Source organism: Streptomyces sp. NBC_00328, from assembly GCF_036139655.1.
Taxonomy (GTDB): domain Bacteria; phylum Actinomycetota; class Actinomycetes; order Streptomycetales; family Streptomycetaceae; genus Streptomyces.
Map to the genome: position 1 here is coordinate 483,849 of NZ_CP108013.1, position 13,090 is coordinate 496,938.

Consider the following 13,090-nt stretch of genomic DNA (forward strand, 5'->3'; position numbering starts at 1 on the left):
CTCAATCGGTTGCGATACGGATGGCGGTCTCCGCGTCCAGGACGCGATGCCGTGTGGTGTTCGCGTCCGGCCCGGTCGCGATGACGTGCCCGGCGCGGTCCCAGGAGGACGCCCACGGCCGGACTTCCTGGCCGGGTTCGGCGTCCACCTCCACGACCTGGACGCCGGGCAGCGCCCGGGCCGTGTCCACGCCCACGACCTCGGTCACGGTGCCGGGACCGGCGGCCAGGAACCGGATGGCCGAGGTCCGCTGCGACGATCGGGGCAGCGTGACCGGACGGCCTGCCAGCAGGTCGATGAGGGTCAGCCGGATCCGTGTGTCGTAGGCCAGGTCGATCAGGTCGATGAGGTAGTCACCCGGGCACCTGCCGGCACATTCGACGAGCGTCGGTCCCGAGTCGGTCAGGATCCACTCGGCGTGCAGGATGCCGGTCCCGAACCCGATCGCGGTGACAAGCGCCCGCATGGCCGTGGTGAACGCGGTCTCTGTGTCCTGGTCGAGCGGCGCGGGCAGCAGATGGCCGAGTTCGACCGGGTACGGCCCCGGAATCACGGTCTTGGCCGTGATGTTCTGGAAGACGATCTCACCCTGCTGGACCAGCGCCTCGACGCTGTACTCGGGACCCTGCAGTCGCTCCTCGGCGAGGAAGCGCCACGCCAGTTGCCGGTCGGGCACCTGCTCGTACTCGGCGGCGGACGAGGTCCGTTCCCATGCCTGTGCCGCGGTGGTGGCGTCGACCGCGTCCAGGAGCTGTACGCCGACACTCGCCTGCCGGTTGGCCGGCTTGACCACCACCGGGCCGTCGCCCGCGAACCCGAGGATGTCCGCGGGGCCGTGCACCTCGCGCCAGCGCGGATTGCGGACTCCCCCGGCGCCGGACACCTCGCGCAGCCGGACCTTGTCCCGCAACGCCTGCGCGGCGGCCTCGGTCGCGCCCGGCAGCCCGAGCTTCTCGGCCAGCGCGGCCGCCGCCGGCACCGCGTACTCGAGCCCCGGGACGACCGCCGCCACCGTTCGCGCGGCCGTCAGCTCGGCGGCCAGGTCCAGGGCTTCGGTCGACTGCTGGTAGCTCGCCGGCACGATCCGGTCCAGACAGTCGAAACCGGCCGCGGCGTCACCCAGTTCCCGCTTGCGGATGATGTCGGGTTCCTCGATCACCACGACCGACCTGCTGGGAACCTTCCCGTCGATCGCGCGCAGGTAGGCCGCGTTGTAGCCGACGAACACCACCTGCGCGTCGGTGGGGGCGGCGGTCATGGCGACCTCCTGGTTGTCGTGGGGGACCACTGCATGGCCACTGCCTTTCTGCGGGGTGGGGGGACTCGTGACCGACGGTGCCCGTACGGGCGTCCCGGCCCGGCCGTCCGCCCGTACGGGCGTTTCGTCGATGACGACTTCGATCGCGGAGAGCACCTGCGCGCAGCGGGCCCTGGCCTCCTCGGGAGTGGGACCGGAGACGATGACATGCCCGTGCCTGCTCTTCGAGTCGCGGACCGCCGCCACGGTGTCGCCGGGACGCAGCCTGATGGTCAGCTCGTCGACGTGGCCGAGCTCCGCGGCTGCCTCCAGCCCGCGGATCTCACCGACCCGGCCGGGCGGAAAGGTGAAGAACCGTACGATCGCTGTCGCCTGCGACGCGACCGGCTCGGCCGCCGTGCCCGCGAGGCCGGCGAAGATCGCCTGTTCGATGTCCAGTCCGGTCGCCAGCTCGACGAGCCGCGGTATCCGGTCACCGCCGAGCCGGGCCTGTGACTCGACGATGCGCGGGCCGTGCGGGGTCCAGATCACCTCGGTGTGCGCCGGGCCGAACCGGTACCCGCACGCCGTGAGGAACTCCGTGGTGAGATCCTCGACGGTCCGCCGGCGGTCCTCGGGCAGGGGCGCCGGATGGACGTGTCCCACCTCCACGAACAGCGGCGGCGGACCCAGTACCTTCTCGGTGACGCCGACGACCAGGTGCCGGCCGTCCTTGCTCAGGGTCTCGACGCTGTATTCGGGACCCCGCAGGTATTCCTCGACCAGGAAGGGGCCGTCGTAGCCGTACTGGTCGACGAGCGCGGTCCATGCCGACCGGTCCTCGGCGTCCTGCCAGAGGAACACGCCTCGGCTGCCGGCGAGCGCCGTCGGTTTGACGACCGCCGGGTAGCCGATCCGCTCGACCGCCTCCGGTACTTCGTGCCGGGTCGCTGCCGCCTCGAAGGACACCGGTGACAGACCGCGCCGGGCCAGCAGGTCCCGCATCGCGTGCTTGTCGACGAGGTAGCGGATCGCCGCGGCCGGGTTGACCTCGGCGTGCAGGTCCTCGGCCACCTCGTAGGCGGTGACCATCGTTTCTTCTCTGCCGATGTGGTAGATCACCGTGGCGTGGTGTTCCCGGGCCACCTCGCGAAGGGTGCGGCGCAGCAGCTCCGTGTCCTGGAAGTCGACCGCCACGAACAGGTCCGCCAGCTCGCGCACGTCGTCGAGGTACTGGGGTGACTCGAGCCGTGGGTCCCAGATCGCGCCGACCCAGAAACCCTCGGCCTGTGCCTTGCGCACGAACTGGCGGTACGGCATCACCATCAGCAGGCGCGGCCGGTCGTCGGCGGGCGCGGGCGCTGTCACCGGGCACCTCCGCCGGCGGCGGCCCCGGCGGGTACCGGCTCGGTCTCGCGGCCGAGCAGGCTCAGGTACCGCTCACCGGTGTCGGGCAACAGCGTCACGATGCGCTTGCCGCGGTACTCCGGACGGCCGGCCACCACACCGGCCGCGTGGACGACCGCACCGGCCGAGACACCGACCATGAGGCCCACGTCGAGCGCGAGCCGCCGGGTGGTGTCCAGCGCGTCCTGGTCGGAGACCGCGATCACCTCGTCGATCAGGCGTCGGTCCGTGGTCGGCGCGATGAAGCCGCCGTTGAACCCCGGAATGGAGTGGGTGCCGGGCTCGCCGCCGGACAGCAGGGGTGACCCGGCCGGTTCCACCGCCACGATCCGGACGGCGGGGTGCCGCTCGCGCAGGTAGCGCCCCACACCGCTGATCGTGCCGCCGGTGCCGACTCCGCAGACGAACACGTCGACCCGCCCGTCGGTGTCGGACCAGATCTCCGGACCGGTCGACTCGTAGTGCGCACGGATGTTGTCCGGATTGTCGTGCTGGCAGCAGAACCACGACCCGGGGGTCTGCCGGTGGAGTTCCGCGGCCTTGTCCACCGCGGCCTGGTAACCCCCGGTGTGGGGTGTCCGCACCACCTCGGCGCCCAGCGTCCGCAGCATGGCCACGCGCTCCTGGGTGGCGTTGTCCGGCAGCACGATGACACAGCGGTAGCCGCGGGCCGCTGCCAGCGCGGCCAGTGAGATCCCGGTGTTGCCGGAGGTCGCCTCGATCACCGTGCCGTTGCCCGGGGTGAGCAGCCCTTGTTCCTCGGCGCCGCGCAGCATCCACAGTGCGGCCCGGTCCTTGCTGCTGGACCAGGGGTTGAACAGCTCCAGTTTCGCCAGCACCTCGGCATCGCCGGGGACACCGTCCGTGATGCGGTCCACCGGCAGCCGGAGCAGCGGTGTACGGCCGATCAGGTCGACCAGGGAGTGTGCGACGGGCCGCCGGGTGACCGGCTCCGTGCGGATGTCGATCTCCTGCACGGCGGCCTCGGCGGTCCGCGCCGCGAGCTGGGCGGTTTCGGCGACCACGAGGACATGACCGGCGCGGTCGCCGTTGCGGCGCAACTCCCGCAGCACGGCGCCCGGTTCCGGCTTGACGACGACCTCCTCGACTCCGGGCAGCGCGGCGGCCCGTTCCCGCCCGCTGACCGACACCACGCGGCCGGGCGCCGCCGTGAGGTAGCGGATGGCGGCACCGGCGACCGGCCGCTCGGGCAGCACCCGGGCCGGGAGCGGCTGTCCGAGGTACTGCCGGGCCACCAGCTCCAGTGAGCGGATGCCGAGGGCACGGTCGACGAGATAGGTGATCTTGCCGCCGGCGGGCCTGGGGTTGATCTCGATGAGCTTGGGCCCGGACTCGGTCACTTTGATCTCGACATGGGCCATGCCCAGGTCGAACCCGACCGCTCGGAGCGCCTCCACGGCCAGGTCGCCGCAGGCACGGACCAACGGCTCGGGCAGGCTCGAGGGGAAGCTGTGGGCGAGCTCGACGAAGTAGCCCTGGCCGATCACCGACTTGTCGGTCACCCCGAACACCTCGTACCGGTCGCCGTCGGCCAGGACCTCCACACTGACCTCGGGGCCGCTGAGGTACTCCTCGACCATCAGCTCGTGGTGGCGGGCCTGGCCGCGCGTGTTCTCCCGCCGTGACCGGATCAGCGCGACGTGCTCGGCTGCCTGGGACGCGGTCTCGACGAGCCGGACGTCGGCGCTGCTGGTCTCGTCCGCGGGCTTGACCACACAGGGCAGGCCGATCTCCGCCGCCGCCGCCTCCGCCTCGGCCGGGGTCTGCACGGTGCGGAACGCCGGTATCGCGACGCCGAGTTCGGCGCAGCGCCGGCGCATCGACGCCTTGTTGCGCGCTGTCGCCACGCCGTCGACGCTCACCGTCGGGAGTCCGAGGTGGACCGCCACCTGGGCGGCCACGACCACGTCGTACTCGGCCAGGGTCAGGAACGCGTCGAAGGGGTGCCCGGCCCCGGCCGCGTGCACATGCGGCAGGAGTTCCTCGAAGATGTTCGTCTCGCAGTGGACGATCTCGTCGACGTAGTTGTCGAAGTAGGCCGGGCCGCCCGGTACTTCCAGGTACCGGTCCAGGTCGCGGGTGAAGAAGGTGACGCGGCAGTCGAGTTCCTTGATGATCTGCAGGCCCTCGAAGCCGGAACCGGAGAGGTTGCTCTCCACGACACCGACGTGAATCATCTATGCCTCCGATGGCATCCCGACGCGTGGTCGGGTTTGAGCGGGACGACGGGCGGCGGATGAGAAGCGGCGCACCAAAACTGCGCCGACGAGCGGCGGACAGCGACCGGTGAACCGGTCCGGGCGGACCTCACCAGCACCCGGACGTGGCCAGCGAGCGCAGCAACTGGTCCGACTCATCTCGGTCGGCGGCCGAGAGCCGTGGCACGATCTCCGCCACGGGAGCCATCACCCTGGCGCCTGAAGGCACATCGCGCAGTACGAGCGAACCCGCGCCGATCAGCGCGTCGTCGCCGACGGTGACCGGGCCGAGCACGATCGCGTTGGTGCCGAGCACCACGCGGTCGCCGACGACCGGATGCCGGCGGGCGCCGGGCTCGCGTCGCCCGTCCCGCCACCAGCCGACCGCGCCCAGCGTGACCTGATGGAAGATCGTGACGTCGTCGCCGACCTCGGCCGTCTCCCCGATGACCACCGCGGCCCCGTGATCGATGAACACGCGCCGTCCGAGCCTCGCGCCCGGATGGATCTCGATGCCGCCGGTGACCGCGCGCGCGAGGTAGGCCAGGAGCCGGGCGAGTTGACGGTGCCCGCGGGCGTACAGGACGGAGGCCAGCCGGTGGGTCCACAGCGCCGGCAGCGCGGGATGCAGCAGCGCCTCCGCGCGCGTGCGGACCGACGGGTCCCGCGCGACGATCACGGAGAGGTCCTCTCTCGCTCTCATGATCACCCTGCGCATGCGGTCCTCCGTGAATTCATGTCCTGGTTCTCCGTCGCCACGGTCGAATTCGTTGGCAGGCTTCAGTAGTTCGGGGCCTTGACCAGATTTCCGGTGCCTTCGACGATCTCCGGTATGTACACCCGCTCGGTCCAGGCGTCCTGAGCCACCGGTTCGAGGGCGATCGACACCGCGCCCTCGTCGACCGAGAACGCGGTCCGGACAGCACTGGTGATCGCGTCGACGAGGGCCGATATCTGGTCGGCTGCAAGGTTGTTCGGGAAATGCTTGATACTGACGTGGGGCACTCCGATGACCTTTCCGGTGAGTTGTGCGGCCTTGATGGCGGTGACGAGTTCGTCTATTCCGCTCGCGCGCAGCAATTCGTAGTGATCAGCCTTGAGTCGGCTGATCCTGGGGGGCGTGCTCGACAGCGTGTAACCGGTGTCGATGAAGGAGTCCTGATCGCCGTCGGCGCGGAACACCGTGATCGGCGCGGTGATGGCGCGCCGGACCAGTTCGTGCGGGGCGTACTCGAACAGAAAGGTCTGCCGAACCACGCCGACTATCCTGCGCACGAGCGCACGGTCCAGATGGGCGAACCGGCCGCAGACGAAGGCGATGAACGAGTCCTCGTCGTGGGTCGCGGCCAGACACGCGTCGACGGCCGGCTGTTCGAGGTTCCCGGAGAAGACCGAGTAGAGAATCGCGACGAAGGTGGTGTCGGTGAAGCTGACCTTCGCCTCGGCGGGCGGGCGGGTCCCGGCGCGTTTCCCGACCGGCGGCTTGCCCGGCGCGATCAGGATCACCTCGTCGACCTGCTCGCCGGCGCACTCCAGTTGGCGGGCCGCCTCGAACGCGGCCCGGGCCCCGAAGGAGTAACCCCACAGCGTGTACGGGCCGACCGGCTGGACCTGCCGGATGAGTTCGACGTCCTTGGCGACCATCTCGTCGAACGACGGGTAGGCGATCTCGCCCTCGTTGATTCCGTGGGCCTGGACACCGAGAAACGGCCGGTCCTGCTCCAGCCGGCCTGCCAGCAGCCGCAGGCTCATCGGGTATCCGCCCAGACCGGGCCAGCAGAACACCGGCCGGCCGCCTTCCGCGGTGTGCAGCCGCACCAGCCTCGACAGCGCGCTCGTGGGCTCACGGTCGACGCGTCTGGCCAGGTCCGCGATGGTCGGAGCGTCGAACAGCACCTGGAGCGGCAGTGCACTGCCGAGTTCCCGGTTGATGCGGCCGACCAGGTTGACCGCGGTCAGCGAGTGGCCCCCGGCGGCGAAGAAGTTGTCCCGGATCGAGACCCGTTCCTCTCGCAGCACCTTCCGCCACAGCCCGGCGATGGCTTCCTCCGTGGGCGTGCGCGGGGGGACGACCGGCGCTTCGCTGTCTTCCACGGCGGCCTTGTCCAGGTCGCGCAGCGCCTGGTGGTCGATCTTGCCGTTCGGGGTGAGCGGGAAGGCGTCCAGGACGGTGACCCGGTTGGGCAGCATGTACGGAGGCAGGGATTCGGCGAGATTGTCCTTCACGATCTCGGCGGGCCCCCGCATGTGGACCGAGTCCTCCTTCATGCCTTCGCTCAGCCGCTGCTCGGCACTGATGCGGCCGCCGACGGCGAAGTACGAGGCCGTGTCCGGGCCGAGGCCGACGATGTCCGCGATGCGCCGGGCCGACGGCAGGGGGTTGCCGGTCTCCGAGCTGTAGCCGGAGGACATCAGCCCCAGATCGAGGCCGTTCGTCTGGAGGCGCTGCAGTTCCCGGCCGAGGTCGACGTAGCGCCGCCAGGGTTCGGACGCGTGACCGATCAGGCTGATGCCGAAGCCCGCGCGCTCGTAGACCTCCTGGTTGATGGCGATGACGTCCCGCTTGCGGATCAGCTCGTCGGACACACGCACCAGCTCGCCGCCGGCATAGCGGTACTGACCGCCGTCGAGATCCACGATCCGGCCGGGATGGGCCTGCACATACAGGTCGACCGGACTGTCCGCGGCCGGGGTGTCCGCCGTCTCCACCTCGTACGTGGCCAGGTGGTAGTCCTCTTCCGGGCAGCGCAGGACGTCCTTGACCTCCGGCGCCTCCGGGCGGGCGCTGATCCGCAGCCCGTACGCGGGCAGCACATGGTCGAACAGGCCGGCCAGGTGACCGGCTTCGAACCTGAGGACTTCCTGGATGTTGTTCCGGTAGACGGGTTCGATCGCCGCCCGGCGCCCGATGAGGTGGACGCGCAGCCTCGGAGCACCGGCGGGAACACGGCTGATCAGCAACAGCCGATGACTGACCGGGTGGTAGTAGTAACAGCCCGGTTCGAGGCCCGCGACGCCGGACAGCTCCAGGTACAACTGTGTGGCGTAGAGCGAGCCCGGCGAGGCGTACCCGTATTTGGGCAGCAGCCGTTCGCCGCTGGGGAACTGCCCGAAATAGCGCAGCAGGGAACCGAGTTCGGGAAGCGTCAGGGTGTCCGGCGTCCGGGGCGCGTCCGGTCGGCCGGCCGGCCGGGCGAGCAGGCCCAGGATGTCGGACCGGGTTGTCGCGCCGCCTTCGAAGAACCGGTACGTCTTGCGGGCGAACACCGTGCGCCGTTGGCGGACCGTGGCCGTCCGTCCGGGGAGATCGACGTACGGTGCTCCGCCCTCTTCACGGACTCCCGGATTCGAGAGCTGCGCCTTGAGTTGAAGCCTGCTGCCCTTGGACTGGTGGTGAGCGCCGTGGTTGCCCTGGTCCATCAGCGCGGCCCGCTGAGGATCGAGCTCGATGAAGGCGATGAGGTTGGTGCCGATTCTCGCGTCGTCCCGGACCAGGACGGCGGCGCGCTTGACCCAGTCGTGTCTTTCGATGGAGACCTTGACCTCGTCGAGCTCGACCCGAAAACCGCGCAACTTGACCTGGGTGTCGGTACGGCCGAGGAACTGCGCGGTGCCGTCGCCGTTCCACCGGGCCAGATCACCGGTGCGGTAGAGACGGGCGGATTCGGGACCGGTGGCGAACGGGTTGGTGACGAACCGGTCGGCGGTCAGCTCGGGGTTGTTCAGATACCCGCGGGCGAGTTGGGGTCCCGCGATGTGGAGTTCACCCGATTCCCCCCGCGCGACCGGCCGGCGGGCGGTGTCGAGGATGTGGAAACTCATGCCGCGCACCGGCAGGCCGATGGGGACGTGGTCCGGACCGTTCTGGACGGAGCCGCGGTCCACCACGTGGGCCGAAGCGTTGATGGTGCACTCGCTCGGGCCGTACAGGTTGACCAGTTCGCAGCCGGGTAACGCGTCGAGCAGTTCGATCGCCAGGCTCTTGGTGAGCGCTTCGCCGCCGCTGAAGAGATGGGTGAGCGAGGTGCAGTCGGACAGCCGTCCGGTGTCGACGAGCGCCTGCAGCAGGGTCGGCACGCCCTGCAGAGTGGTCACCCCGTTCGCCGTGATCAGGTCGATGAGCCCGCCGGGGTCGGCGTAGACCCCCGGCTCACTCATCACCACGCTGCTGCCGCAGGCCGGCGCGAGGATCTCCCACTGTGCGGCGTCGAAACTCAGCGGTGTCTTCTGCAGCACCGTTCTGCTCGCGTCCAGGCCCCGTTCGTCGGCGAGCCAGCGCATCTGATCGACGATGCTGTGGTGTTCGATGCCGATGCCCTTCGGCTTGCCCGTGCTTCCCGAGGTGTAGATGACATAGGCGAGGCCGGCACCCCCCACAGGGCGAGGAGCCGTTGGCGGGACGGCCCGGTGCTCCGGCCCGGTCGCCCGGTGGGCTCGTGTCCGGTCGAGGATGACGATCTTCGTCCCTGGCGGCGTCATCGCGGACAGGCGGGGCGCCAAGGACTCGTCCGTCAGGATGACCTTGGCCTGGGAGTCGGCCACCATGTAGCGCACGCGGTCGTCCGGGTACTCGGGCGACAGCGGGAGGTATGCGGCGCCCGCGTGCAGGACGCCCCAGACGCTTGCCATGAGGTCGACGGAGGGCCCCATGAAGATGCCGACGGGATCGTCCGCCGCGGCTCCGAGCCGTCGCAGACGGTCCGCCACGTCCTCACTGCGCTCATGGAGCTGCCGAAACGTCAGCCGCTCCGTGCCGCAGGAGACGGCAGTCCGGTCGGGTTGGGCGTGCGTGGCCGCACGCAGCATGTCTGACAGGGAAATCTTCTCGGGCCCCGTTGGTTTCGCCATCGTCCTTCGAACCTAGAATTCGTCGTTTCCGGGCAGGTCGACGCGCGTAACATGCCCTGGGAAATCAGGCATGGGAAATGCGCGATCGGTGATGGATCCGGTTTCGAACACAAGCAGCCGGAACACCGGACTTCCACGGGATCGCTTGCTTGATCAGCGTCGCGACCACATGGTGTGAGGCCGGCGCTCAGGCCGTCTCGTACATCGCCCAGTGGGGTGCTGTGCCCGTTCAAGAAGTCGTGCGGACATTCCTTTTGCGCCTCCCCTACCAGGTCTCCGCGGCCGCATTTCGAGAGTCCGGGGCCGAAACAGCACTGCCGCGGAACATGACGGTCTTCCACGGCGCCCCGAGGGTGCTCGCAGGAAAACCAGAGCATTTCCTGCGGGCAATCGGAAGGTACACGATCGAGATGGGCAACGTGAGACCAGAAATGGAGCACCTTGCCCCTTTGAACAAGTCCTCGTCTCCGAGTTCCCGGTCGGCCACGCATGCCGAAGTGTTGCGTGGCGCAAACAGGGTGACGCTGTTCCGGTTTTCGCCCTCGGCGTCAATGGGGACGGGGGTCGATGGCTTCCGAATCGACAACGAGGCACCTGCTTCCCGCCGGCCGACGGCGAGCCGGTCACCGTTCTTCGACGACGCGAACGTTCACAGTCGTGCGCGGCAGCGAATGCCCTGTGCAGCCAGTCGGGCGGTGCGGTCGGCCGCCGGCGGTCCGGGCCGTCGGGAACAGTTCACGGAGCTGCAATGGAGGGCGCCACCGGAACAGCCCGTACCGCCCCACCGCCGTTACCTGCGTCTCCGCGGAACGCGCCCTGCGACCCCCCGCACGACACAGCAGGGCGGGGCAGTCGCCAGGGAGTCACCTGCCGCGGAACTCGACGGGAGCGAACGGCGACGGCCGCACCGTGGACGTCCGCATCGCGCGGCTGCGCCGCAAGCCGGGCAGGGCCCACCGGCACCGGATCGTCACCGTACGAGGCGTGGGCTGCAAGTACGTGCCCGACCCGCGGCAACCCTCCAAGGCGCGGCACGAGGGACACCGGCCGGGGCGGAGGGGAACCGGACAGGAACAGTGCGGGATACTACGCACATGCGGATCTCAGCCAGGGCGGACTACGCGGTACGTGCCGCGCTGCAGCTTGCCGCGTCACGGGATGACGCGCCTCTGAAAGCCGAGGCCATCGCCGACTCACAGGACATCCCGCACAAGTTCCTCGAAAGCATCTTGAACGACATGCGCCGGGGCGGTCTCGTCCTCAGCCGGCGCGGCGGAAACGGCGGTTACCGACTGGCCAGGCCCGCCGAGGACATCAGCATCGCCGACGTGATACGCGCGGTGGACGGACCACTGGTCTCGGTACGGGGGGTGCGCCCCCCGGAGCTCTCCTACACCGGCCCCGCCGAATCGCTGCTCCCCTTGTGGATCGCGCTGCGCTCCAACGTGCGCGAGATCCTTGAGGGTGTGTCGCTCGCCGACGTCGCATCCGCCCGACTACCCGCCGACGTATCCGCGTTGACCGACGCTCCGGGAGCCTGGACGAACCCCTGAGACGGCGGGCCGTCCCACACCTCGTCCCATAAAGCGAGACGACTGCGTCCATCATACGAACACCCCCTTGGGGTGGAGGCCGCCTTCTGCCACGATCCCTATCAGCCAGGTAGGAATATCGGGATCGTGGGGGGTGGCCATGGGAACGCTCGACCGCACAGGGCGGACACTGCCGCTTCTGACCTCGCGTCGCCACATCGACCTCGGCCGTACGTCCAGTGCCATCTGTCGGCCCGTCTGACGCCGCAGAACCTGCACCTTTCCGAGCCGCGACAGCTCCCCCGCCCGCCACGTCCGTGTCCGGCGGATCGGACACTCGTCCCCCGGCCTCGACCTCAGCGTTCCCTTTCCCTGCTTTCGGCGACACGCGTACCGCCGAAAGCAGGGAAAGGGCGTGCCGGTGCGCGCCGACGCGTCGTCGCCGCGCGGTTTCACACCTTCCTCGACCCATCTTCCGAGAGGACACCTCAGTGTCTGCCGCAAGACCGCTCTCCGCCCTGCGCACCATCGCCGTCATAGCCGCGGTCCCCCTCCTGCTCACCGCCTGCGGTTACGGTTCCGACTCCACCGACGACGACAAGCGGACCGAGGTCGCGGCGGGCGCCAAGAAGCTCTCCGCCGACGAGGTGAAGATCGGATACTTCCCCAACCTCACGCACGCCACGGCTCTGGTGGGCGTCCAGGAAGGCCTGTTCCAGAAGGAACTCGGCGGCACCACGATCAAGGCCTCGACCTTCAACGCCGGCCCCTCCGAGATCGAGGCGCTGAACGCCGGCTCCATCGACATCGGCTGGATCGGCCCCTCCCCGGCCATCAACGGCTACACCAAGTCCAAGGGCAAGAGCCTGCGGATCATCAGCGGTTCGGCCTCCGGCGGCGTGAAGCTCGTCGTCGACCCGAAGAAGATCAAGTCCCTGAAGGACGTCAAGGGCAAGAAGATCGCGACGCCGCAGTTCGGCAACACCCAGGACGTCGCGTTCCTCAACTGGGCCGCGGAACAGGGCTGGAAGGTCGACGCGCAGAGCGGCAAGGGTGATGTGTCGGTCGTCCGCACCGACAACAAGATCACCCCGGACGCCTACAAGTCCGGCTCCATCGACGGCGCCTGGGTGCCGGAGCCGACCGCGTCCAAGCTGGTCGCCGAGGGAGGCAAGGTACTGCTCGACGAGTCGGACCTGTGGCCCGACAAGAAGTTCGTGATCACGAACATCATCGTGTCGCAGAAGTTCCTCAAGGAGCACCCCGACGTCGTCGAGGCCGTGCTGCGCGGCTCCGTGAAGACCAACGCGTGGATCAACACCAACCCGGACAAGGCCAAGGCGGCCGCCAACGCGGCGCTGGAGAAGCTGTCGGGCAAGGCGCTGCCCGCCGAAGTCATCGACCCCGCGTGGAAGTCCATCGCCTTCCTCGACGACCCGCTGGCCTCCACTCTCAGCACCGAGGCGGAGCACGCGGTCAAGGCCGGCCTGCTGGACAAGCCCGATCTGAAGGGCATCTACGACCTCGCACCGCTGGGCAAGGTCCTCGAGGCCGAGGGCAAGGACAAGGTCGACGACGCCGGTCTCGGCGCCGAGTAACGACAACCGGACCCGATGACCTCCCAGGAGGTGACGACCATGGCCACCACGACGGCCACGGCTGCCGAGGACGCGACGGCGGTGACCCATGCCGCCCGCATCGAGCACGTCTCCACGTCCTTCTCCGCACCGGGCACACCCGGCGGACAGCAGCTCGTGCCGGACGGCATCACGCCCGATGTCGCACCGGGCGAGTTCGTCACCTCCTGGGGGCCTCGGGCTGACGGCAGCTCCACCCCCGTACACACG

At 69.4% G+C, this 13,090-nt stretch carries 7 protein-coding genes and 3 pseudogenes; 5 read left to right on the top strand and 5 right to left on the bottom strand.

Translation table 11 applies throughout. The annotated features are described in order from the left end of the window. Window position 1: 1 nt before the first annotated feature. The 5 genes and pseudogenes from OG485_RS02065 to OG485_RS02085 all read right to left on the bottom strand — a co-directional run bounded on the left by OG485_RS02065 (window position 2) and on the right by OG485_RS02085 (window position 9,669). Window positions 2-2,605: an ATP-grasp domain-containing protein gene (locus OG485_RS02065; RefSeq protein ID WP_328663839.1), complete on the bottom strand. Its 2,604-nt coding sequence runs from the start codon at window positions 2,603-2,605 to the stop codon at window positions 2-4. Then, window positions 2,602-3,900: a cysteine synthase gene (locus OG485_RS02070; protein WP_443048893.1), complete on the bottom strand. Its 1,299-nt coding sequence runs from the start codon at window positions 3,898-3,900 to the stop codon at window positions 2,602-2,604. Before OG485_RS02070 ends, OG485_RS02065 begins: the two co-directional genes overlap by 4 nt. Then, window positions 3,889-4,842, bottom strand: a pseudogene (locus OG485_RS02075) (ATP-grasp domain-containing protein); the annotation flags it as partial. The gene OG485_RS02070 and the pseudogene OG485_RS02075, both read right to left, overlap by 12 nt. Window positions 4,843-4,972: 130 nt before the next feature. Next, the gene (gene epsC, locus OG485_RS02080; protein WP_328663841.1) at window positions 4,973-5,581 is read right to left on the bottom strand and encodes a serine O-acetyltransferase EpsC; all 609 of its coding nucleotides are present in this window, start codon (window positions 5,579-5,581) and stop codon (window positions 4,973-4,975) included. A 62-nt stretch (window positions 5,582-5,643) separates the two neighbouring features. After that, window positions 5,644-9,669, bottom strand: a complete 4,026-nt coding sequence (locus OG485_RS02085; protein WP_328663843.1) for an amino acid adenylation domain-containing protein — start codon at window positions 9,667-9,669, stop codon at window positions 5,644-5,646. 936 nt (window positions 9,670-10,605) lie between these two features. Here OG485_RS02085 and OG485_RS02090 point away from each other — a divergent pair. The 5 genes and pseudogenes from OG485_RS02090 to OG485_RS02105 form a co-directional block, all read left to right on the top strand. Beyond that, window positions 10,606-10,716 (top strand): annotated as a pseudogene (locus OG485_RS02090) (winged helix-turn-helix domain-containing protein); the annotation flags it as partial. 89 nt (window positions 10,717-10,805) lie between these two features. Further along, window positions 10,806-11,264 carry an RrF2 family transcriptional regulator gene (locus OG485_RS02095; RefSeq protein WP_328663845.1) on the top strand — a complete coding sequence of 153 codons (459 nt, stop codon included), beginning with the start codon at window positions 10,806-10,808 and terminating at the stop codon, window positions 11,262-11,264. A 139-nt stretch (window positions 11,265-11,403) separates the two neighbouring features. After that, complete coding sequence (locus OG485_RS43895; RefSeq protein ID WP_443048644.1) at window positions 11,404-11,505, top strand: putative leader peptide; 102 nt, start codon at window positions 11,404-11,406, stop codon at window positions 11,503-11,505. 229 nt (window positions 11,506-11,734) lie between these two features. Further along, entirely contained in the window at window positions 11,735-12,841 is a 1,107-nt protein-coding gene (locus OG485_RS02100; protein WP_328663847.1) for an aliphatic sulfonate ABC transporter substrate-binding protein, read from the top strand. Window positions 12,842-12,856: 15 nt separating this feature from the next. Continuing rightward, window positions 12,857-13,078, top strand: a pseudogene (locus tag OG485_RS02105) (ABC transporter ATP-binding protein); the annotation flags it as partial. Window positions 13,079-13,090 lie beyond the last annotated feature (12 nt).